The organism is Nitrosophilus alvini (assembly GCF_015100395.1).
Lineage (GTDB): Bacteria > Campylobacterota > Campylobacteria > Campylobacterales > Nitratiruptoraceae > Nitrosophilus > Nitrosophilus alvini.
In genome coordinates this window covers 1,389,921-1,413,573 of sequence record NZ_AP022847.1, presented here as the reverse complement: position 1 = coordinate 1,413,573, position 23,653 = coordinate 1,389,921, and the positions used below count along the sequence as shown (strand labels likewise).

The 23,653-nt window shown below is 37.7% G+C and carries 20 protein-coding genes; 5 read left to right on the top strand and 15 right to left on the bottom strand.

Annotation, left to right across the window (positions count from 1 at the left end):
• Window positions 1-4 precede the first annotated feature (4 nt).
• From EPR_RS07190 to EPR_RS07170, 5 genes are read left to right on the top strand one after another with little or no spacing between them, the layout of a single operon-like run.
• On the top strand, window positions 5-508 hold the full coding sequence (locus EPR_RS07190; protein ID WP_200762563.1) for a cytochrome c3 family protein: 504 nt from the start codon (window positions 5-7) through the stop codon (window positions 506-508).
• A 41-nt stretch (window positions 509-549) separates the two neighbouring features.
• The gene (locus EPR_RS07185) at window positions 550-2,094 is read left to right on the top strand and encodes a cytochrome c3 family protein (protein ID WP_200762562.1); all 1,545 of its coding nucleotides are present in this window, start codon (window positions 550-552) and stop codon (window positions 2,092-2,094) included.
• 9 nt (window positions 2,095-2,103) lie between these two features.
• Complete coding sequence (locus tag EPR_RS07180; protein ID WP_200762561.1) at window positions 2,104-3,201, top strand: cytochrome c3 family protein; 1,098 nt, start codon at window positions 2,104-2,106, stop codon at window positions 3,199-3,201.
• Window positions 3,195-4,208, top strand: a complete 1,014-nt coding sequence (locus EPR_RS07175; protein ID WP_200762560.1) for a cytochrome c3 family protein — start codon at window positions 3,195-3,197, stop codon at window positions 4,206-4,208. The genes EPR_RS07180 and EPR_RS07175 overlap by 7 nt, the downstream gene beginning before the upstream one ends.
• Window positions 4,209-4,244: 36 nt before the next feature.
• Entirely contained in the window at window positions 4,245-5,006 is a 762-nt protein-coding gene (locus tag EPR_RS07170; RefSeq protein WP_200762559.1) for a tetratricopeptide repeat protein, read from the top strand.
• A 52-nt stretch (window positions 5,007-5,058) separates the two neighbouring features.
• Here the strand turns inward: EPR_RS07170 and EPR_RS07165 are convergent, their stop codons facing one another.
• The 15 genes from EPR_RS07165 to EPR_RS07095 form a co-directional block, all read right to left on the bottom strand.
• Window positions 5,059-5,754, bottom strand: coding sequence for a tetratricopeptide repeat protein (locus tag EPR_RS07165; RefSeq protein WP_234697202.1), 696 nt, complete (start codon window positions 5,752-5,754; stop codon window positions 5,059-5,061).
• Between the two features lie 135 nt (window positions 5,755-5,889).
• Window positions 5,890-9,102 (bottom strand): cytochrome c biogenesis protein CcsA, encoded by a 3,213-nt coding sequence (locus EPR_RS07160; RefSeq protein WP_200762557.1) that lies wholly within the window; start codon window positions 9,100-9,102, stop codon window positions 5,890-5,892.
• 149 nt (window positions 9,103-9,251) lie between these two features.
• Entirely contained in the window at window positions 9,252-9,773 is a 522-nt protein-coding gene (locus EPR_RS07155) for a hypothetical protein (RefSeq protein WP_200762556.1), read from the bottom strand.
• Window positions 9,754-11,865 (bottom strand): cytochrome c3 family protein, encoded by a 2,112-nt coding sequence (locus EPR_RS07150; RefSeq protein ID WP_200762555.1) that lies wholly within the window; start codon window positions 11,863-11,865, stop codon window positions 9,754-9,756. The genes EPR_RS07155 and EPR_RS07150 overlap by 20 nt, the downstream gene beginning before the upstream one ends.
• Before the next feature lie 10 nt (window positions 11,866-11,875).
• Window positions 11,876-12,877, bottom strand: a complete 1,002-nt coding sequence (locus tag EPR_RS07145; RefSeq protein WP_200762554.1) for a 6-bladed beta-propeller — start codon at window positions 12,875-12,877, stop codon at window positions 11,876-11,878.
• An 11-nt stretch (window positions 12,878-12,888) separates the two neighbouring features.
• On the bottom strand, window positions 12,889-14,619 hold the full coding sequence (locus tag EPR_RS07140) for a hypothetical protein (RefSeq protein ID WP_200762553.1): 1,731 nt from the start codon (window positions 14,617-14,619) through the stop codon (window positions 12,889-12,891).
• Window positions 14,620-14,647: 28 nt separating this feature from the next.
• Window positions 14,648-15,613 (bottom strand): peptidylprolyl isomerase, encoded by a 966-nt coding sequence (locus EPR_RS07135; RefSeq protein WP_338037311.1) that lies wholly within the window; start codon window positions 15,611-15,613, stop codon window positions 14,648-14,650.
• Window positions 15,614-15,630: 17 nt separating this feature from the next.
• Complete coding sequence (locus EPR_RS07130; protein WP_200762551.1) at window positions 15,631-16,320, bottom strand: cytochrome c3 family protein; 690 nt, start codon at window positions 16,318-16,320, stop codon at window positions 15,631-15,633.
• Window positions 16,304-17,398, bottom strand: coding sequence for a 6-bladed beta-propeller (locus EPR_RS07125; RefSeq protein WP_200762550.1), 1,095 nt, complete (start codon window positions 17,396-17,398; stop codon window positions 16,304-16,306). The genes EPR_RS07130 and EPR_RS07125 overlap by 17 nt, the downstream gene beginning before the upstream one ends.
• 247 nt (window positions 17,399-17,645) lie before the next feature.
• Window positions 17,646-18,395, bottom strand: coding sequence for a cytochrome c3 family protein (locus EPR_RS07120; protein WP_200762549.1), 750 nt, complete (start codon window positions 18,393-18,395; stop codon window positions 17,646-17,648).
• 253 nt (window positions 18,396-18,648) lie between these two features.
• Window positions 18,649-19,338 carry a cytochrome c3 family protein gene (locus EPR_RS07115; RefSeq protein ID WP_200762548.1) on the bottom strand — a complete coding sequence of 230 codons (690 nt, stop codon included), beginning with the start codon at window positions 19,336-19,338 and terminating at the stop codon, window positions 18,649-18,651.
• Window positions 19,339-19,426: 88 nt separating this feature from the next.
• Complete coding sequence (locus EPR_RS07110) at window positions 19,427-20,599, bottom strand: sensor histidine kinase (RefSeq protein ID WP_200762547.1); 1,173 nt, start codon at window positions 20,597-20,599, stop codon at window positions 19,427-19,429.
• Complete coding sequence (locus tag EPR_RS07105) at window positions 20,589-21,245, bottom strand: response regulator transcription factor (RefSeq protein ID WP_200762546.1); 657 nt, start codon at window positions 21,243-21,245, stop codon at window positions 20,589-20,591. Before EPR_RS07105 ends, EPR_RS07110 begins: the two co-directional genes overlap by 11 nt.
• Entirely contained in the window at window positions 21,242-22,351 is a 1,110-nt protein-coding gene (locus EPR_RS07100) for a cache domain-containing protein (protein ID WP_200762545.1), read from the bottom strand. Before EPR_RS07100 ends, EPR_RS07105 begins: the two co-directional genes overlap by 4 nt.
• A 228-nt stretch (window positions 22,352-22,579) precedes the next feature.
• A complete protein-coding gene (locus tag EPR_RS07095) occupies window positions 22,580-23,650 on the bottom strand; it encodes a cytochrome c3 family protein (protein WP_200764198.1) in 1,071 nt (356 codons plus the stop codon).
• Window positions 23,651-23,653: the final 3 nt, after the last annotated feature.

Genomic DNA, 23,653 nt, shown 5'->3' with positions numbered 1-23,653 from the left:
CAAGATGACAGATAAAAACAGAAAACTAGCTCTAATAGGCGGACTTGTTTTGATAATGATATTTACCGCTGTCGCAATGAGTGAAGTCAACTTTACTAGGCTCGTAAAAATCAATAAAAATATTATGGAAAATATTATGGAGGGAACACATCATATTTTCAGAAATCCCAATATAAGCGTGGAATATATCAAAGAGCATACTGGCAGTTCGAAAACCATTGATGAAAAAGAGCTTCCACAAGCATTTAAGCCCGTTCAAAAATATAAGCATCCGCCGTTTATTATGGGTGCGTGCCAGGTATGTCATGCGCCTAAGAGATCTAAACCGGCGGCAATTTTGACACCTACTGTACAAGATCTCTGTTTTGAGTGTCATATTCCGGTTGTGCAGCCAAAAGAGAACATAAACTGTAACAAGTGTCACAATCCGCATCATGCGCCAAAAGAGCATTTGATAAGGAAAAAAGTTACGGCTGAAAAGTGTCCTGTAGGAAAATTTGAGTATTGATTAATATGTTTTTGATAAAATAGATTTAAGAAGGTGTGGGGATGAAGATAAAGAATATAATACTTATGATGATTATTGCTATTGTAATCGGAGCGGGATTCTATTCAATTGCCAAGTTTGATCTGGCAAAAAAAATAGAACGTGCCCAAAAGATAACAAAAAGCATACTGCACGGAGTTTTGGAAGGCCCTCATAAGTATTACCCCACACATGCCGAGATTACTGAAGAAGAGCTAAAAGAGATAAATGTTACAAAAATTGCTCAGGAGATAGGTGAAGGAATAACTGCTAAAGAGAAGAAAAAAATTGCTGTTATAGAGAAAAAGACCGAAGAAGCATTAAAAATTACAACAAAAAAACTCATAGAAGAGAAAAAACTAAAGCATACGAAGGCAAAAGCCAGAAAAGCAAGATTTTTAAAGCCAGAGGAGCTTCCGCAAAAGTTCAGACCTCTTAAAAAGTATCTTCATGAACCGTTTCATATGGGGGCGTGTGAACTTTGCCACGTTTCTGCAGGCGCAAAGCCGGGTAAACTTATAACAAAAAATATAGAAGAGCTTTGTTATAAGTGTCATAAGACAAGATATAACAAAAAATTTGACCATAAACCGGTAAAAGAGGGAAGATGTATAGACTGTCATGATCCGCATCAGTCAAATGCGAACAATCTTCTTAAGGCAGATACCGTTAACCAGCTCTGCTTGAAGTGTCATAAACCTGGCAACAAAAAGAAAATCAAGAAGACTGTAAATATGAAGGCGGCATTTAAACATAAGCCGGCTGAAGATAATTGTGTAAAATGTCACGAGGCTCATACTTCCGACTTTAAAACTCTTTTGAAAGATGACGGAAAGATGCGCTTGTGTCTAGACTGCCATTCTAAATTAGAAAAACATGTGAATATGAAAAAATGGATAGAGAATGTCAAATATAAACATGGTGCTGTCAACAACTCTAAGAGAAAGTGTTTGGAGTGCCATAATCCTCATGCGACAAATCATAAAGGTATACTCAAGAAGCAGCAGGTTAAAATGTGTTTGAGTTGTCACAATAAAGAGGTCAAGTCTGATGAAGACGGCGGAATGCTAATGAATATGGCAGAACACCTCAAAAGAAATCCAAATTGGCATAAGCCTATAAAAGATGTAAAAAAAGAGGGAGGATGTGCAGCCTGCCACAATCCTCACGGTTCAAATCATTTCAGTATACTCAGAAGGTCTTATACCACAGAGTTTTATGATGATTTTGAAGCGAAAAAAGATTTCATATGCTTTAAGTGCCATAAAATAGAGAAGATAAAAGACAAATATTCTGAAAAAACAGATTTTAGAGACGGAAAAGTGAATCTTCACTATCTGCATGTAAATAATAAAAAAGGTAGGGCGTGTAGGGCATGTCATGATGAGCATGCTTCAAAATATCCGCATCTTATCAGAAGATATACGGAATTTGGCGGCATAAAATTCCCTATCAGGTATATCGAAACAAAAACGGGTGGTTCTTGTCAGCCGGCATGTCATAAGAAATACGAGTATGACAGAGTAAAACAGAAGAATAAGTACAGCGAAGACGTATTTAAAAAATAGGGGCAAAAAATGAGAAAAGAGAAGATCATAACCAAACTGGCTCTCTGTATTCTTCTCTTTTTTTCTTTTGAGGTACTCTTGTTTGCCCAAACAAACAACAATAACCAAGATGAAAACGGGATAATCGTATCTCTTATCAAAAAAGCGAAATATGATCCCATAGATATTCTACAGCCTGCAGATAAAGGGGTATATGAGGAAGAGTATATATCTGTTGCAGTTAAAATATATGATAAAAAAATAGATAAAATAATTATATATACAAGTCAAAATGAAAGAGTTGAAATAAAAATCGAAAAGGATAAAGATACATATTGTCAAACTTTCAACTTTCCTTTCGGTGAGCATTCAGTAAAGGTTGTTGCATATATAAACGGAGAAAAAAAAGCCCGAAAAAAGATACATTTTTACAGAAAAGCTTTTTTATCAAAATTTTATAAAATTGTTCCGGAAGGTTATGAGAAAAAGTTCTTTCATAACGGCGAATTTGATAAAATGTGCAGCTCTTGTCATGACATGAGCGTTAATGAGGAAGAGGGAGTAGCATTTTATGATGTAACCGAATCTAACTGTTTTGTCTGCCATAAATCTTTAATCTATAAGAAATTTGCCCATGCTCCTACTGTAAATTTTGTTTGTTTGCCATGTCATAACGGGAAAATCGGGGCTAAAAACAGGCAGTATAAAGGAAAGTCAAAATTTCTGTATCCAGATCCTGTCGGAAATACCTGTTTTAAATGCCATAAGAGAAACCATAAAATATGGAGCAGTAAAAAAGTTAAACACGATCCTGTTGGAGCAGGCAAGTGTAATAAATGCCACAATCCCCACTCATCTGACGTAAATAAAAACTTTTTGAGAAAAAGCGTATGGAAACTCTGTACCACATGTCATGCAGATAAGAGTTCAAAAAGAAAATATATCTCATTGTTCAAAACCAGATATAAAAATGGAGAAGAGATTGAGAAAAGATTTATAACAGGCGATTTTAACTGTATAAGTTGTCATAATCCCCATGTATCGGATAGAAAGTTTTTGTTGAGAGAGAAATTTGCAAATATGCGTAATGTCTGCCTTGATCTTGCAAGTTCCGGAGGCAGATGGTGAAAAAAGTACAGAGCATTTTAAAGCTTATTCTACTTTTCTTTTCCATTTCCGCATTTGGAGGAGAATTTGAGCTTATAAAGCCGTATGGACAGGACATATACTATTCTAAATATGCCGCTGTAGTCGTTAAAAAAGGTAGCGGAGTAGATAGGATTTCTGTTTTTGTCGGTGATAAATTAAGCGGAAACGTAGAGGTTAAGAGTGATCATGAGGAGTATTTTTGCCTTAATGTAAAGCTAAATTTGGGTGTAAATAAAATAAAGGTTATAGCTTACTCTAAAGATAGAAAAGTGTATGAAGCTATCAGGCAAGTCTATTACAAAAGTATTCTATATAAAAAATACAGATATCCTCCTAAAATTTTTCACAAGCAGTTTTTTCATACCGAAGAGAATGAGAAGATCTGTTCTGAATGTCATGATATGAGTGTAAACGAACAAAAAGGGATAGCTTTCGAAGATATATATGAATCAAACTGTTTTGACTGCCACAAACCTATATTTTTTGAGAAGTATATGCACGCACCTGCTGCAAACTGGTTATGTGCAACAAGCTGTCATACTGGAAAAACCGGTGAGTTTAATGAGAAATATAAAGGTGCCTCCAGATTTATCAATCCTGACCCTATCGCACCGGTATGTTTTGAGTGCCATAAAAAATTTGAGAAGAAGTTTTACAAAGAGAAATACAGACACGAACCGGTTGATGACGGCAGATGTAATAAATGCCATGATCCTCACGGAGGAAAAGATAAGAAATTTTTGAGATATAAAGTATGGAATCTTTGTACTGCATGTCACGTGGATAAGAAAACAAAAGGTCATGTTGTAACAACATTCTCAAGAAAATCCCATCCGACAAAAGGAAAGAAAGACCCTACGGATCCTACTAAAGAGTTATCATGTACAAGTTGTCATACTCCGCATGTTTCTAACAACGGTTTTATGCTGAAAGGGTATATGGGCAGAGGGACTATGCTGTGGTGCAGAAGATGCCATAAAAAATAACTGGTGCGGGCAAAATCAAAGAGCAAGGAGTATAGAATGAGAAAAGGCGTACTACTGTCGCTAATAGTGTCGGTTATGATTGCGGGAAGCGGTTCTAGTGCAAATGCAAAAAGCGAGTTTATTGAAAGAGCATATTCTTCTGTCATAAAACTTGCACAGCAAGGGAATCCAAACGCACTTTATGCATTAGGCGACATGTATTATCTAGGGCTTGGTGTTGAGAAGGATTATGAAAAAGCTATTGAATATTTTGAAAAGGCTGCCAATAAAGGACATACCAAGGCAATGTTCAATCTTGGGTATATGTATCACAATGAAGTAGGAGTTAAAAAAGATTATAAAAAGGCTCTCTATTGGTTTAAAAAAGCTGCAGAGAAGGGCGATCCTAAGTCAATGTTATATCTTGGAACAATGTATTACAATGCAGAAGGAGTACCGGCTGATTACGGTAAAGCTCTTTACTGGTACACAAAAGCCTCAAATCAGGGTTATCCGCAAGCACATTTTGCTCTGGGTAAAATGTTTTATACAGGAACTGGTATAAAAAAAGATTTTAAAATGGCTTATGAGCTTTTTGAAAAGGCTGCAGCCCAGGGGCATGCGGAGGCTCAGTTATATCTTGGAAAAATGTATCTGACAGGCGAAGGTGTTCCAAAAGATATGGATGAGGCTAAGCACTGGATACAGCAGGCCTATATGAATGGAAATAAAAGTGCCAAAAAGATACTTGATACTTACGGGTGGGAAGTGGTGATAATGAAGGAGAGATTGCCCGGTCTTGATAACAGTGAAGGGTAAAGTTTTGAAACCCAATCTCCGGAGAAATTTCCGGAGATTATGAAAGTTATATCTACTCTTCTATTTTTTTCAACAGCTCTTCGGCCTCTTTTTTCCCGTCTTTTAATGCTTTTTTCAAAAGCTGTTTTGCTTTCTCTTCGTCCTTTTCTACTCCCTCTCCGGTTAAGTACATTTTTCCCAGTTCAAGTTCGGCATCTGAACAGCTTTGCATGGCGGATTTTTTGAGATAATACTCCGCTTTGTCAATATCTTTTTCAACCCCTTTTCCTCTTTTGTACATATTGCCTACTATATATTGTGCTTTGGGATATCCCATATCGGCAGTTTTTTTGTACCAGTAAAAAGCTTTTTTATAATCCTTTTCTACACCAAGCCCTTTATAGTATATATCGCCAAGATAGAGTTGAGCTTTAGGATCGCCCTTCTCTGCAGCTTTTTTAAACCAATAGAGAGCCTTTTTATAATCTTTGTCGACTCCTTTGCCGGTAAAGTACATATATCCAAGATTGAACATTGCCTTGGTATGTCCTTTATTGGCAGCCTTTTCATACCATTCAATAGCCTTTTCATAATCTTTTTTCCCCAGAAAACCGAGATAGTGCATCTCCCCTAAAGTAAATTGTGCATTTGGGTCACCTTTATGGGCTTTTTCTGTTGCTGATTTGATCAATCTTTCTTTAAATTCCAGTTTTGGCGATGCCCACAAAGAAGATATAAGCAAAACAGGCACAATAATCACTGCGGACATTTTTTTCAAGTTCTATTCCTTTTTATATATAGATTTTTAATATTATTATACAGTAAATTTGACTTAAATCAAAAAAAAGTAAAATAAATTTTTTTAATAATTGGTACTGTGAAGATTTTTCACAGTACCATTAGATTAAGAGATTTTAATAGCAGATTTTTGAAGTTGTTCAAAAACTTTTCTGTTTCTGTAAGCGGCCGCTATTATGGCGGCAACGATCACTATAGCGTAATATACCCAGGTTGGGACCGGAACGGGGTCGCCTGCTGCGTATGAATGAAGACCGGATAGATAGTAGTTTACCCCAAAGTATGTCATGATAACAGAACTGTATGCCACTACAGACAGAGCGGCAAAATTGAAACTGTTCCAGACTTTAGGAATAAACCGGAGGTGAACAACAGCAGTATATACTAGAATTGTAACAAGTGCCCATGTCTCTTTTGGATCCCATCCCCAGTATCTACCCCATGACTCGTTTGCCCATACGCCTCCCAGGAAATTTCCTACGGTCAAAAGCGATAGACCTACAATCATAGACATTTCATTAATTCTGCCGGCTTCTTTGATATTGAGTATTATCTGCTTTCTAGTTTCATCTTTTTTTGTAAAACCGAGCATGATAAAAAGAATCAATGCTATAAATCCAAGAAGCGCACTCAATCCCAAAAATCCGTAACTGGCAGTTATAACAGAAACATGAATAGTCAGCCAGTATGATTTCAATACCGGAACCATAGTGGTAATTTGAGGATCCAGCCAGCTAAGATGCGCTACAAAAAGAGTGATACCCGCAAATATAGCGGTTGATGAGACAGCAAACTCGGATTGTCTTGCAAAAAGAATACCAGATAGTATTATTGCCCAAGAGATATAAAGCATCGCTTCATAACCGTTGCTCCATGGAGCATGTCCGGCAATGTACCATCTAAGTCCGAGATTAAATGTATGTGCTAAAAAAGCTATTATCAAAATTCCTACAACAATTTTTGTAGGGACTTCAAGGTTTAAAGAAGGCTTCATAAGTCTGGCGAAAATCAAAAAAAGCAGCACAAGGCCTGATAGAAGATAAACAGGAACAAGTCTGTTAAAAATATCGAGCCTGTTATAAAGAAGTTCTGCTTCAATTCTTGATTTTGAAGGGATAATATCAGCTCCATATTTTTGCTGATAGGCTTTGATCTCATTTACCGCTTCGTCCGCAAGACTCCAGTCTCCGCTGCTTAGCCCCTTGTTCAATCCCTTAAAATTCTTTTCCAATATTGCTCTTATGATTTTGGCCTCTTGCGGTGGAAAAGTTTTCAGAGCTGCTGCGGGAGAATACCATGTTTTGTTTGGATCGCCTTTTAGCGGAAATACTTTCATAAATTCACCCGAATATACCATATATGCGATGTTGAGTCTCTCATCTACTTTGATAACTTCTTTATCAAACTTGTCTCTTTCTCCGGGTCTTTTTCTTGTGGCTTTTTCTACCGCCTCCGCTAGCTTGTAGTTACCGTTTTTGTCAAATATCTCTACAAATGCAAAATACTTTTCATCTTCAGGAATTCCTAATAGTTTTTTGACTCCGGGATGATTAACTTTTATCATTTTGATTCTTTGCCAGTATGTTGGTTTTGCAGCCATCCCAAGAATTATCTGGTTGTGTGTAAGCCCCAGCATTGTGTCTGAACCGTGAATTTTGTTTAAAATGTCTATTGCTGCAGAATCGATAGGTTTGATTCTTCCATCGTGGCTTTGTAATAGAATTGAGCCGTAATTTTCAGCATGCTTTTTATCTATCTTTTTGACTGTTTCGATAATATGCTTCATATCAATCTGAGAGTGATTATGTCCGGCATGTTCATTGGCTGCATTAAGATTGTTTGTAAATAACAGCATAAGAAACGCAATAGCCGCTGCTGCAGGTTTTTTTGCACTCTGAATATATCTTGTCCGTGCCAGTTTTCCAAATCTGCTGTAAGGATTTAGCAGGTTTAGTAAAAAGCCGAGTCCGAGAAGAAAATATCCAAGATAAGTGGGCCATTTACCTGGATCGTGGTTTACGGAAAGTATAGTGCCTTTTTCGTCCTGATCGTAGCTTGACTGGAAGAATTTGAATCCGCCGTATTCCAAAGTGTTGTTCATGTATATTCTATAAGGCATTTTGACTCCGTTTTTTTCATCATAGAGTATTACATGACTCTCATATGAGGATGGACTCATAGAGCCTGGATATTTTTCTATTACAAAATCTTTAAGATAGAGATAGAAAGGAAGTTCTATCTCTTTTGAGCCCCATTCTAGAGAAATCTGGGTATCTCCTATATTGACGTTTTCAGTAAATCCTTTAAATCTTCTGCCCAATCCCATGAGAGCTACCTCTTTTTTTTCACCGTCAAGTTCTGCTTCAACTATCAGGGCGGAGAGTTTTGTACCTTTCATCTTCATACCGTTACTATTCTCTTCGGCACGTACCACTTTTTTGATGCCTTTTAGGAGAGCTTCTTGAGGAACAACCTGTATCCCGTTGATGAGATACATCATTTTTGTTGTGAAAGGATACTCTTTGCCGGCTTCAAAAAGGCCTTTTTCCTGTTCGGCCATTTTAAAGTAGCCTATATCTTTGTTTGATTTGAAATAAAATTTACCATCTTTTAGATAGATAAATAGATAAGGTTTTTGTATATCTGTCGGCTCCTTTTTTCCAAACGCAAGGACAAAAGGACCAAGATCGGTATATTCGTTAAAAGAGAGAAAATATTTTTCAGGACCCGATGGTGTGGCAACGGTAAATACCACCAAAGGATTTCCGTTTTCATCTGGAATTGCTACTTTTTCGGCATTTTTTATAAAATCTTTGTAACGTACATGCAAAATTTTGCCGCCTATCTCAACACTCTCATCAAAATCGTTTCCGCCTATAGCCGAAATAAAAAGCTTTTTCTCTTTGTAAACGCTTTCGTTTCCATTTTTAGCCGTTATCTGTAAAAAGGCGTCTGCAGAGAGCATTCTGTTCTCGCTCATCCCTTCTCTTATATGCATTACACCTTCGTAACCCATATATCTTGTAAGGCCGGAGCCTAAAAGAATGATAAGAAAACCTACGTGAAATATAAAAGCGGGCAGTTTTTTGGGTTTATATAGTTTGAATCTTATTATGTTTCCAAGAAGATTCAATCCAAGTAATACCTGAAGCACTTCAAACCATTTTGCTGCATATACCAGAGCCCAGGATGTATCAGTCCCGTAATCGTTTTCGATAAATGTAGCTACAGCTATAGAGACAGCGAATATAAGTGTAAGAACGACCATAGTCTTCATCGAAATCAGAATTGACCATAACTTCTGTATAACTTTTGTCATAAAACCCCTTTTGATTTTTGAATTATCATACTCTATATCTTTTTCCCGCTTTTGGCAATAAATATCACTGCCATAAGAATATTTTAAATTTGTTTTAAATTTTTTTGAGAAAAGAATAGTCGTATTTTAGCAGTTTTTGGAGTAAATTACTAATCTTTTTTCAGCCTTTCTTCCTTTTCTGAGAGTACTTTTATATTTTCTATTTTCCATTTGCCGTTATCTTTTGTAAGTGTGTATTTTACTTTATAATACATTTTTGATGGAGGATAAGCCTCTTTTATACCTCCTTCGGGCGTATAGCTAAAATATCTGTATCTCCAAATCTCATCTGTCAAAGCCTCGGCATTTGAGCCTTGTGTATTTATATTTTCAAATTCTATTTTAAGAAGTGTTGCATCCATGTAAAGATTGTTCTCCTGCCATGATGCTATCCAGATGTAAAGCTTCTGGGCAACTTTTGGAGTAGCCTCTTTTTCAAATATCTTTTTATTATCAAAATTTTTTATAAAATCCCTGTTTTTTGCCGCTTTTATTAAAAGATTGTTATATGATATGACGGTATTTTTGATTTCCTCTACATCACTGTTTGCATAAAGGGAACTGCCAAAGAGAAAAAGAAACAGAAAAGGGATAAAAAACCCTGCTCTGTTTTTAAGGCATAGGATCGACAATATCGTATCCCCCTGCATTCCAGCCGTGACATCCGCCACCGCCGCAGCCTGGCGCATAAACATTGTTGGAACTGATGTCTAATGATGTAGGACTTGCCTTTTTATATCCGTAGATTAACAACTGCTTCGTACCGTTATAATTATAATTGTACGGTTCTGGAAAGTTGGCATAACCTATCAGTCTAGATACCGGCGAACCGTGTGGGATTGCTACGTGGCATCTGACGCAGGCGATGTCATATCTTTCCATTTTCCATGCCCACTGTTTGTGAGGATAGTTGAGATTGTGACAGTTAGAACAGAAGAGATCAGGTATAGTACCGTCTGCCTGGATCTGTCCTGTAGAGAAAAGATTTCCGTTTGGATCTTCTGGCCAGTATTTGTTTGGACCTTTGAGCATGAAATTGTAACTTGAGCCGTGAGGGCCTTTCGGATCCCCGCTGTCTTCGTTATCTGCTCCGTGACAGTCGGAGCAGTACATAGTCTGGGTTCCGAGACTCTGGTTCCACGGATAGAACATAACGTCCGTAGTTCCCCAGGTATCGAGTCCTTTTGGAGCGTAGGAGCCCGGCATATCGTTCAGTGCCATTATGACCGGGTGAGCTGACCTGTTGTTAGGATTGAACTCAAATGCTTGGTCGGTCGCTCGCACGCTTTCACTATCTATCCAGTTGTCGGTAGCTCCTGTAGCCACTTCACCGGCAGCTGAGGCGAGTGTTGGTCCCAGTGCCCAGTAAGAGTGGCATTTGAGGCATATCTGATACTCTTTTGTCGATTCTGCGAGTGTTGTAAAGGATGTGGGTTGAGTCCACATTGCCGGCCATGAGGGTTCAACACCCTGAACTTTTCTTATAACATCAGAGACAGCGTTACTTGGAGTATCCGGGTACCATTTTGTTGCGCTGTCCTGCTGGCTTCCTATATGATTATTTGAACCTAATCTATGTTGATTGTGGCAATCCATACATTCAGCATGTTTTGAATCGCTCCATTTGACGCTGTGACTTGAAGCAGGGTCTGTTTCAGTGGAACCGTATCCGTACAGAGTGTCAAAGTTTGTATGCACTCCGTCGATTGTGTTTACCGGATGCGCAAAAGGTCGGTTAAGGATAGATTCAATATCATTGCCTGACCAGGTTGTGCCTGTTCCATGACAAGGAGCAGTGTCTTTGGAGGCCGCCGCACCCATATAGCAGGTATTCTGCTCAACCTGTCTGAGCAGATACGGTTTTCCCTGTCCGTTGTGAGGGGTATGGCAGTTGACGCAGTAAAGGTCAGCTACCGATACAGAGCCGCCATTGTTATATCTATCCTTAACACCCTGATCCCAATAAGGAGAACCCATAACTTCATGTGTTGTAGGCCATGGAACATTTGGATTTTTATCGTGGCAGGACATACAGGTAAATTTAACGTTTTCACCGTGATTCGCACCTGTATTTACTCTCAAAAACTTCATATTTTCAAGATGAGGGTCGTGACATGATGTACACTCAACATACTGTTTACCGGAATATGTATAGAGTTTGAGCGGAGCATCGGGAGTGGTTTTGAGCTCTATAGTCTTACTTCCAACGCCGAAATTTTTTACATTTGTGGGATCGTATTCGATACCTACAGGGTGGTGGATAGAAAGATCAGTACCTATGAAGCCTTCAGCCGTTGAAGGCATTGTTCCGTCTGCATTAACTCCTATCATATCTATAAGGGTGTTGCCCAGGATACTTCCCCGAACCATATAGACTGCACCGATTGCAACAGTTCCGTCATGGCAACTCAAACACTGTCTTGATAAAGAGCCCGGTGTCCCTTCGGTGATGCCAAGATCTGCCGGAAGAGGGTAGTTGGTTCTTTTGAGATATTCGCTGTCGTACATTATGTATGCGGATTGAGGCATCTCTCTGTTCCATAAGGGCTTTCCGGGCTGCGCATTGTGTGGAATATGACAAAAAACGCAAACCTCCTGTTCGCTTGAAGCTTTTATCGTGCCCGGGCCTGTTGCGGAGAGATTGTGTTTTGTATTTAGTATAGTGCCGGAGGCAGTTGAGAATGCCAGAAGCAGTGTTGTCAGATATATCAAAGGTCTTCTCATGGCAGCCTCCTTATTTTTCATCATTGTAATCTGTGATTTTAAAAACCTGAACTCTCATATTGTAAGAGTCGGTTACATATATAGTTCCATCAGGCGTGATTGAAATATCCTCTGGAACAACAAACTCTCCCTCCTTCTCTCCATAACTTCCGAATACAAGAAGAAGGTCTCCTTTTTTATTAAAAATCTGAACAGCATGAAAAAGAGTGTCTGTAACATATATATTACCATATTTGTCGACTGCAACACCTCTCGGATTTGAAAAGCTTCCGATAGTATTACCAAGTTTGCCGAATTTTCTTAAAAATCTTCCCTTTTTGTCAAAGATTTGGATTCTTTGATTCATAGAGTCGCTTACATATAGATTTCCCTCTTCATCAATTGTAATGAAAGTGGGTCTGTTAAATTTTCCGTCACTGTTGCCCGGCCCGCCGATGGAACTTATATATTTTCCTTCCGGTGTAAAGATTTTTATATCGGCGCTTAAAGTGTCTGTTACATATATGGTGTTTTTCTCTTTGTTATAAGCTATGCCTGTAGGCCTGAGTATCTTTTTTGAAGTGCCTATTTTTCTGAGAGGATTACCCATACGATCAAAAACCAGAACATATCCGAGCATCGAGTCGGTTACGTAAATATTTCCCTTTTTATCTGTTGTTACGTCTATGGGGGAGGCGAATTTTTGAGACTTAAATCCCTCTATGATTTTGAGTTTTTTTCTTTTGGTGTCAAATATAAATAAAGACCTTGTTCCTATATCTGTTACGTAAATTTTTCCACTATCAAAATGTACGCCGAAAGGTTTGATTAGGATTTTTTCTTCATGTCCTGCAAAAAAATCCCAAATTTTAGCAAAAAATCCCTTTTTTATATCCAGATCTTCAGCTTTTGAAATCGACTTTTCATAAGCGATTCTCGTCTTTTCCGGCGGTTGTGGCCATACCGGCTTGGAACCTGCCAGAAGAGGCAAAGTAAGTGATAGAAACAAGATCGTTTTAATTACTTTTTTCATGAGCGCCTCTTTTATAATGTTCTGCTAATTCTAAAATAGTAATTTGTATGGGTACGTTCGCCAAAACTTCCTCCGGTTTGGGAGGAGAGTTGCGTACCGACTCTTATCTGAATTTTTCTTATTCTGTATGTCATATCGGCAGTTCCCGAATATGTAACTATATCGTAAGCCGTATCGCTTGAGACTCTTCCCACGGCTTTAAACATAAGGTTTCTTCTGATCATATACATAAATGTTGCGTTTGCGTATGGATTTACTCTGTTTGTAAAAGTTCCAGAAGAGTACGTCACACCCGCTTTTGAAGTGAGTTTTCCATTATATCCTACAAGTGTCCAGTAATTTACAGCGTTATCTATACTTAGTATGTTTGTTGTTCTCTCTGTTGTTTCATTATTGTTTGTATAAGTATTTTCATCTCTTGTGGCATACATTTTTAGATAATATGAGAGTTTTTCACTGAATTTTTTATTATACCCTGCATTCAGTGTTATTCTTCTTGTAGAGTCGCTGGTTGTGGATATTAGCTGATAATAGCTGATATTTGCAGATAGGCTCGATCTGGACTCTTCAAAATTTTTCGTTATACCGCTGCCAAGCGTGTATGAGAGCATGTTCCTGTCTGAAATAGTGCTGTTGCCGTCATCACCGAACTTTTCCATTCTACCTGTTACGCTTGCGTTTAACGTTCCGGTCATAGATTTTGAAAACTTTTTTATATAATTGGAGCCAAGAGTCAGGCTTGTAAGCGTCATATTGCTCGTATCTCCGGAAGCGTTGAAAATCTGAAGGTTTTGATTGGTAGAAAAGTTTTCCGTTACACGATATGTGCTGTTTTCGTTAAAAGTTATATAGTTATTTGTTCCATCTTTTGTCTTCATATTATTGGCGGTTAAAGAGGTGCTTGCCGAAAGTTTTTCATTTGGATGGTAGTTGAAGTTTATACTACCGCTAAGGTCTTCGAGTTCAAAATAGCTGTTTTTAAGATAACTTGCAAATGTTCTCATATTCATAGTTTCCGACATTCTCCATGAGAAATTGGCTGTAGCGTTATCTACAACATCGTTCCACTGGTCGGTATATCCCAGACCTGTATCGGTACGGTAGTAGTCTCTTGTCTGGTGGCTATAGTTAAAACTTGCTGTTTTGTTCATATCAAACTGTTTGCTTATTCCTAAACTGTATCTTCTAGTATTTCCCGTTTCGTAGGCAAACGATTCGGTCTTTTCGGTTTCTGTATCTCTTACTTCATAATTTAAATCAAAATACTTTAGTTTGAGTCTACCGAAAATTCCCTGTTTGTCTGTTTTATATGTGACAAGTGTGGCAGTATCGGCCTGTGTACTCCATAAAGGGGAGTCGATTTTTTCTTTATATATGGTAAAAGGATAATTGGACCTCTTTATAAAATGAAGATAGGCTTTATAGTTTGTATGTTTTATATTGTTTTCGCTTTTTGTAGTAGAGGTTTCGCTTTTTGTAGTAGAGGTTGTATCGTCTACATAAAAAGAGGTACCTATATCGTATGTTAAAAGAAGAGGGCTGTAAAGGTAACTTTCATATCCTAATTCATAATTTTGTATAAATGATTTTCTTTCGGTAGAGTTGTACTTATCTTCTATCTTATCGTTCATGAGTACATACTCCAGTTTACCGTACAGTCCTCTTGTATAGCTGTTTGCTGCATTGGATACATACGGTATCAATACAAAAGCTGAAACAAAAACCAGATATCTTTTACTCATTAAACCCACCACAATATTATCTATAAGATTACTTGTAAGCTTTATAGACTATTTTAGCCTCTTTTTTAGCCTGTTTTAAAATCTTATCCATTTTCTGCTTTTCATATTTGGCTTTTAGCTCTTTTTTAAGCCTCTTTTTTACATCGTCAAATTTAAGCTGAATAGCCGGAGATATCTCTTCCAGTTTTATAATATAAAACCCCTTTGAAGTCTCTACAATGTCGCTTATTTCACCTTTTTTTAACTTCATAGCCGCTTTTTCGATAGGCTCATCCAGCATCCCTTTATGAACGAAGCCCATATCACCGCCTTTTATACGGCTCATAGCATTTGAATATACTCTGGCCAGTTCAGCGAAATCCTCTCCCTTTTTCAGTTTCTCCATGACCTCTTTGGCCCTTTTGAGAGCCTTTTCTCTTCCTTTAGGGTCTGTAGGGTCGTTTCTAAGGTAAATCACTCTTAATTTTATCTTTTCGGGAAGTTTGAACTTGTATCTGTTTTTTTCGTAATACTCTTTTAGCTCTTTTTCACTCAGGTCGGTTTTGACCTCTTTTTCATACAGTTTTTGTATAAGAAGATCGTTTCTTAGCTCTTTTTTGAACTCTTCATATGTAAGATTTGCTTTTTTAAGACCCATTTCGAAGTTTTTTTGAGATCCGAACGCCTTTTTTATCCTTTTTTCCTCTTTTTCAAGCTCATTTTGGGAGATTTTATACCCTCTTTTTTTTGCATATTCTATAAGAACTCTTTTATTTATAAGATCCTCAAGGGCCTCTTTTTCTACCTCTTTAAGTTTTTTTTCCGTAACGGTAGAGTGGAAAAAACTTCTTGGCATAAGCATGTTTGTCTGTCTGTCCAGCTCTTTTTTGGTTATTTTATATCCGTTAACTACGGCAATAGTTCTTTTTTCATCGGCAATATTTTGGTTTTGTGAAGCAAAAAGTGTAAAAACTGCGACAAAAAAAAGCAGTAATAGTTTTTTCATATACAAAATCCTTTTTGTTTTCCAAATTATTTGTTATGACAGCCTCTGCAGAGACTGCTTCTAGAGTTTCCGGTTCTTAAAAATTGATCGTTTGAGCTGTGAGGGTCATGACAGCTTGTGCATCTTACAACCCCTTCGGAAACAAGGTCGCTTATAGTTTTTGCGCCTGCCCAGCCTTTTAAAACATAGGACTCATCTCTCAGATTTGCTTTTTTGCCTTTTTTGCTGGAAGGAGAGTATCTGACACCTATAGGGTGACCGTGTGCGTTGTTTGCATCGGGGCCGCCCGTAGGCTGGTTCTCAAAGCCGTATCCCAGCATCTGATCGCTTTCGCTAAATAGAGAGATATTGGGGCCGTTTACTCCGTCATGGCAGGTAAGACATACTCTTACCATAACGTCGGGCTCTTCAGTATGTCCGGGATGTGTGGTGTTCTCCTCCATTCCGTATGGAGAAAAGTTCATTTTCTCTTCAGCCTCTCTAAGCCATAGAGGAGATTTGTAACTGCTGTCGTACGATTCATGAGGTATATGGCACCAGATACAGAGCTCTTTTTTTTCTTCACCTTTTGGAAGCTTTATGCCACTGAGCAGATTGTGCTTTGTATTGTAAATCCCTCCGCTATCTTCCAAGTCGGGCAGAGCCGGTGGTTCTGCATTTAGATGTAAAGCTAACAATAAAACCGATAAAACACAGATACTACTCAGTTTTTTCATCTTTTTTAGTGCTCTCCAGCATTTTAAGTTTTCTATACTCTTCAGGATGTTTCTTTTTCCATGCTTCGCTAACATATTGATAGACCTGGACTCTTGCGTTGAAAGAGTCGACTATATATATGCGGTCGTTTTCGTCTGCATATATTCCGGCAGGGAGGTAAAATTTGCCAGGAGCAAAACCGGCTCCTCCGAAATATAGCAAAACGGTTCCCTTGTCATCGAATATCTGCACATTATTAAAAGCAGCGTCCGCAACGTAGATATGACCTTCCGTGTCTATTCCTATTCCCTTTGGTCTGGCAAACATACCCGGCGCATCACCAAGACGCCCGAACTTTGTAAGAAACTCACCCTCCTGGTCAAATATCTGAACCCGGAAGTTTTGTGTATCTACAACTGCCACATTTCCATTTCTTGGGTCTATAGCTATGTTTGTTGGGAAGTTGAACTCTCCCTCCTTTATACCTCTTTTTCCAAACTCGAAAAGAAGTTTTCCGCTTTTAAGGTCATAGACTTTTACGTTATGTGATTTCGTATCTACAACATAGAGTCTGTTTAACTTTTGATTGATCGCTATGCCGGAAGGTCGTCTAAACTCACCTTTTTCTCCAATAGCGAAAACCAGATTGCCGTTTTTTGCATATCCAAACACTTTTCTAAGCTTCGAATCCGAAACGTATACGATACCGTCAGGACCAAAGGCTATGCCAACGGGCAGAGCAAGCTTACCTGCAGGTCTGTCACCTAGAAAGGTTACCTTTTTATTTTTTATATCTATAACAAAAACGATACCTAAAGCCGTATCAGTAACATATAGTACATCGCCTTTTGCAGCTACTCCGTAAGGTTTGAAAAGGTTTTTTCCGGAACCTTTAGTCTCTTCACCTATAAAAATATCCAGTGCTTTGTTGTTTGTAAAGTCTGCTTCACCTCTGTAGCTTCCCACATAAAAGAGTCTTGGTTCCTCAGGCGGAGGCGGCATAATGATGCGAACTTCCTGCTGTTTTTGCGGGGCGCACCCGGTGAACATAGATAATAAGAGTATAGTAGATAATAGATAAAGTACCGTCCTTTTCAAGAACATTCTCCTCGTGAATAATTTTTGTTCATTATATCAAAGAAAAGTGTGATAGGCAATTTTTGACGTGACAAAGAAATGACAAACCAGAATATGTTACCAACTGTTTTCAAAAAAGGTTGGTATCACAAAATATTATAAATAAGTATTATTTTAAATATAATGTTTGTTTATCAACCTCTCTTGAAAAAATTTGGCAAAAAAAAAGGTACAGCCGTAGCTGTACCTTTTTGTAAACAGTCAAACATTACTTGTCATGACAAGTTAGACAAACTTTACTTCCTTTGTTACTAGCTTCTCCTACAGTACCAGCGTTTCTTCTAAGGAAAGTGTCGCTCTCGCCAAGGTGAGGATCGTGGCAGCTTACACACTCAACTTTGCCGTTTCTAAGAAGATCGGCAATAGTGCTTGCACCGCTCCAGCCTGTAACTGCTGTAGTAGTAGGTTTAAGGCTAGCCGCACCCTCTACATAAGTGATAGAGACAGGGTGGTCGTTTGTAAGGTCTGTTCCTATCTGCGTTACACCTGCAGGCATAGTTTTTGCTGTTCCGGCTGCAGTTGCACCGAACGCTACTAGCTGTCCGCTTGCGTTATATCCACCAGAACCAGGCGCGTTAACAATAGAGTTGATAGCGCTAACACCGTCATGGCAGCTTAGACATGCCAAAGATGGAGCGTTTGGCTGCTGGTCAGTTGAAGTCCCTGCAATAGTCTGTCCAGCTGTATTAGCTGCAGTTGCACCGTACATTGTAAATGAACCAGATGAAGGTGTAGCTTTGTTCCAGAGCGGTGCTCCTGCAAAGTCTGTGTTAGCGGCGTGCGGGGTGTGGCAGTATACACAGATCTCATCATTGTTCTGACCTGCATCAGCCTTTATCGTACCACCGCCTGTAGCAGAAAGGTCGTGCTTACTTCCCGTGATGGTCGCCATTGCAGAAGTAACACCCAGTGCTAAAATGGCTGCTGCTGCAATTTTGGCTATTTCAGTTCTTCTCATATCGTCCTCCTGTGAGTTGTAGTTGTTTCAATTATTATTGTAACCAATCTTTGTAAAAATAGTGTAAAAAAATAGATAAAAAATATTATTTACCAAGAGTTGCATAAACATTATATATATTTAAGTTATTCAATTTTTTTATTTTGAGTGTAAGTACATGTGTTAGTGTGAGTGTTAGTGTGGGTGTGGGTGTGGGTGTGAGTGTGGGGAATGCCGGTCACGATTCTTGATTCGTGAATCGTGACTGATGGCTCTATTTATCGTGGCAGGTTTTGCAAAGTTCGCTTGCGGTATTTCTGTGTCTGAGATATCTACTATATGTAGGATCGTGGGGGTCGTGGCAGCTTACACACTGCACTTTTCCGTCTCTTAACAGATCATTTATAGTCGAAGCATTATTCCAGCCGGTAATAGCGGTATTTTTAGGTTTTAAACCGGCTACCCCTTCAACATAAGTTATGGATACCGGATGATCGTTTGTCAAGTCACCGTTAAGTCCGATAGCTATGATATCGCTTGCAGGCATTGTTTTAGGAAGATTGCTGTCATTTCCTATATATGTTCCGTTAGTATTATATCCGCCTGAACCTGGGGCGTTTACAACGCTGTTCATTGCGCTGACACCGTCATGACAGCTAAGACATGCCAGAGTTGCTCCTGTAGGAGATGCATCTGTGGCAGTTCCTGCTATGGTCTGACCGGCAACGCCCTCCGTCGTTGCTCCGTACATCTTGAATGATGTTGTTATCATAGGTTTATTCCAAAGAGGTGCGCCGTAATTTACATTGGATGCGTGCGGGGTGTGGCAGTAAACACATATCTCGTCATTATCACCCCCATATCCTGTGCCCAGATCGTGTTGAGTTCCTACCATTGACTGGGCGAACAAGAATGTGGAAAGTGCTGTAAAAATCCCAATATTTATCAGTATTCTCTTTTTCATAAAGTTCCCCCTTTTTGGACTGTGGGTAACATTATGACATAGTTGTGTAAAATGAGTGTAAAATTATTAAAATTTATATTATAAGTGGTTAGCTGGCAGGAAAAATATATTCGAAATAGCTCCCTTTTCCGAGGCTTGAGACAATATTTACTTTTATTTTTTCTTCATTTGCAATTTTGCCGACTATATTTAGACCTATTCCGAATCCTCCTTTAGTATTATCTTCTCTGTAGTATCTGGAGAAGATTTTTGCCGGATCTTTTATACCTATCCCGTAATCTTTGAAACCTAGTATTATTTTATTGTTCTCTTTTTTTAAAGACACAATCACTTTTCCACCCTCATTTGAGTATTTGATGGCGTTTGAGAGATTGTTGTCTATTATTTTCTGAAGTTTTGCGGGAACAAAATTTATATAGATGTCTTTTTGTATATCTGTATGTAAAGAGATATCTTTAAGCTCTGCTATATCTCTGAAATAATCGACCGATCTTTTCAAAAACTCACTGAAATTTATCCTTTTCTTTTCGGCTCTGTTTATTGTGCGCTCTTTTATAAGATAGTTCATATCATCATAGAGAGAAGAGAGTATTTTGGCGGCAGATTTTATACGGGAGAGATACTTGTTTTTTCCGAATTTTTCCGTGAACATATCTATATTTATATTGATGATAGACAGAGGAGTATTTATCTCATGCATGGAGTCTTTTATAAAATCATCCAGGGCTTTGTTTATCTCTTTGAAAGGTTTGGAGAAATTTTTTAGGATAATAAATGAAAAAATGAAAGTAATGGCCAAAATAGATAAAAAGACTATCATTATATTATATAAAATAGTGTATATATTAAATTCTGTGCCTACTACAAGATATTTTGCTCCAAAATAACTACCGTCTCTGAATTCTGTAACAAAATATCTGTAATTACCGAGTTTATGATAACCTGGTTTCAGATTAAGTGTAGAGATGGGTTTTTTGATAAGTGTAAATATAGGATTGCCGTTCTGATCATACAGGCCTGCCTGATAGGATTTAAATCTGGGAAATGTAAAAGTGCTTTGGAATCTACTGTCAAATTTTTCCATTTCATTTATTATCTGAATGGATTTCTTCTTTAGCGCCATTTCTGTTTTAACCTCTTCAAGGTTATAGGTGTAGTTGTCGTATATTGCAAAGGGTACAAGTAGAATAGCGAGGACAGTGAGAGTATATAAAATGGAATATCTCAGTGAAAATTTTGATTCGTCTATCTTAAGCTTCAAGTTTGTATCCTACACCTCTGATATTTTTAATCAAATCTTTATCTAGTTTTTTTCTCAGGTTGTTTATCTGAACTCTTACATTCGCGGGATCCACATAATCATCCCATACATATTCTGTTATCATTTCCGGAGTGACTACCTGATTTTTATGTTTTATAAAAAGATCGAGTATCATCTTTTCTGTCTTGGAGAGTCCTATCTCTTCATTGTTTCTTGTAAGAGTAAAACATTTTGTATGATATTCGTATCCTCCGGGAAGTTTTATTGTGTCTTTGTTAGATCGTAAAGATGCAAGTCTAAGTGCTGAAGCAACTCTGAGTTTCAATTCTTTCATATCGAAAGGTTTTTTGATATAGTCGCAGCATCCAAGATCATACCCCTTTTCCAGACTGTCGATTTCTGTTAGTGAAGTTATGAAAATTGTAGGTGTGTCGATGCCGTTTTTTCTCAAACTCTCCAAAAGCTCAAATCCATTGATACCCGGAACATTTACATCCAGAAGTAAAAGATCGAATTTTGAATTGAAAATAGCTTCCAGTGCAGCTTTACCTTCCGAATACTCTTCTACAACATATCCGCTCTCTTCAAGGAGCTCTTTTATCGATTTTCTGAGCGTATACTCGTCCTCTAAAAGAAGTATTTTCACTTTATTTTTCCTTCCTTTTTTGTTTTATGGTAGTTGTGAAGTATCAAGTCTATCAATTCCTCTTTAGAGAGTTTTTGTAGTTTTTCTCTTGCAGCTTTATTGAAATATAATCGATCTTTTTCATCTACTCTGTTTTTGAAATGCAGAATATATTCCGGGCTCATTGTCTCAAAAATATTTTCACTTTTTGAATTTACATAGTGATAAATGTCCTCTTTGGTACTTTCCATAGTAAAGATACTTTTTAACAGAGTTTTCTGTTTTCCTGCAAAATTTTCGAAATTTTCATTTGATACCACAGTAATAAAATATCCAAGATTTTTTCCGTAATCGTTCTCTATCGGATAGGCCGCAAAAAACATCCCCTCTTTTTTTAGATAGTCGGTATGGATAAGTTTGTTGAAATCATCTTTGCTCAGTGATCCTAGTATTTGTGAAATATGTTTATTGTAGTTTTTATTGGCTATTTTGAAATTATGTACGGAAGGATTGTTTTCTATAATATCACCTTTAGAGATAAGTTCTGTTCTTATGATCGGTATAGTCTCTATACTATATTCCCGTAATCTTGCAACTACTCTATCAAGAAGTGTAGTGACTTCCAAAATTCCAATTATATGTCCGTTATAAATTATCGGTGCAGAAGCTTTTATACCGGTAGGAACTGTAGTCTCTATGACCGCTTTAGGTCTTCTGGTTTTTATTATTTCAATCAAATCTTCTCTTCTTGCCTCTAGCGGTATTCCTGAAGCGCTTGCATCCCAGCTGCGTGCAAATATAAGAAGCCCTTTCCCGAAAATCTGTGTGTATATATATTTTCTGTTTAGATGTTTTATAAAAGATTCGGTTGTATCGTGAAGGATGGTAAAACATTTTTTTGTATTGTTTTCAAGTATAGCATCTGCAATAGCTCTGTTTTTACTTAGTGCCAATGCGAGAGATAATGATTGTGCTTTTTCGGAATCAAGAGTGCGGGAAAGGAATTTATTTATATTGTCATAGGCCATATTTTTTTTATTTATTTCTCTTTTTTCGTTAAGATTGAATATAAGAACGAGAATAGCGGCCGAAATAATGAGTGTGATCGCAACAAAGATTTTTTTCATAGTATAAATCATTCTACTTTATTGGTATTAAAACATATTATTATACAATAAATAAAAAAAATTGTATTAAATGAAAAGATTTTTTTACAATCAATAAAAACAGTTTAGCAGTAAAGTAACATTTTTACTCATTGATACAAAAAGAGTTTTTAACAAGAAAACATAATTCATAAAAATATTTTATAGTAGAGATTGGCATAAGCCGTGTTGACAAAGAGCCGGCTTATGCTATTTTTTGTGGCATCTTCTGCAGACACTGAACGGAACGGGTCCTTTTGTACGTAGTAGAAACGGTCCCATGGAACCGTGAGGATTATGACATGAGGAGCAGACTAGTTCTCGTCCGGGACGTGAAGGATCAGGTCTGCCGCGTGTAGGATGTCCACCTTTGTTTCTTATATAAACAAAACTGGAAATAACGTGCTTTCCCGTGGCTTTTTCTGCATGACATGTTGTACACAGTTCCCATATGGGTTTTCTAAGAAAAAAAATATTTTCAGAAGAGTGTGGATTATGACACTTGTTACAGCGTCCCAGTTTTGTAGGACCGTGATCGGATCTATTGTGTTTCATAATCTTCTCTATTCTTTCATGACACACAAAACAGCGTTCCATTATGGGATCTGGTTGCAGATATTTACTTTTTCCTTCCTCATCTAGATTGTTTTCAGCTGCTTTGCCTGTATGGCATACGCCGCACATAAAGTTAACCGATGGGGCATGACCGTTTTTTCTGGAAGTTAAAGGATTGTGACAAGTATAACAGTTTGAGTCCTGAGGGTTTTCAAGCACTTCTATATCTGTTGTTGCCGAACCTTTTGCCTTTATCTTCTTTTTTTGTGCCATCTGTTTGTCAGGTTCCATGTTATGACAGGTTGAGCAGGTTTTTTCATTTTTATCTGTGTGGAAAAAGAATTTTTCATATTTATACGGTGCTTCGTCAGCACCCTCATGTACTTCTGACCGATAAAAGAGGTCGATTTTTTTTTCATAACTTCCTCTTTTTTGATCATATGCTGTTACGAAAATTCTATTTTTACCTAATTTTAGCCTGATGCTTTTGCAGTAAATGTTTTTTTCCGGCTTAGTGGCAATAGTATAGGTTTTGTTTAAATCGGTATAGATTTCAATTTTTTTTACTGTTTTAGGATCAGTTTTGATTACGATAGATGCAAAAGCATCATCGTAAATAGAGCTGTTTTTCGGAAATAGTATAACGAGATTTCCATTGTCTGCTCTTCCCTGCCATAAAAAAATAAAAACAAAGAGGAGAAGAGCAAAAGCTTTGTTTCTCCTCATTTT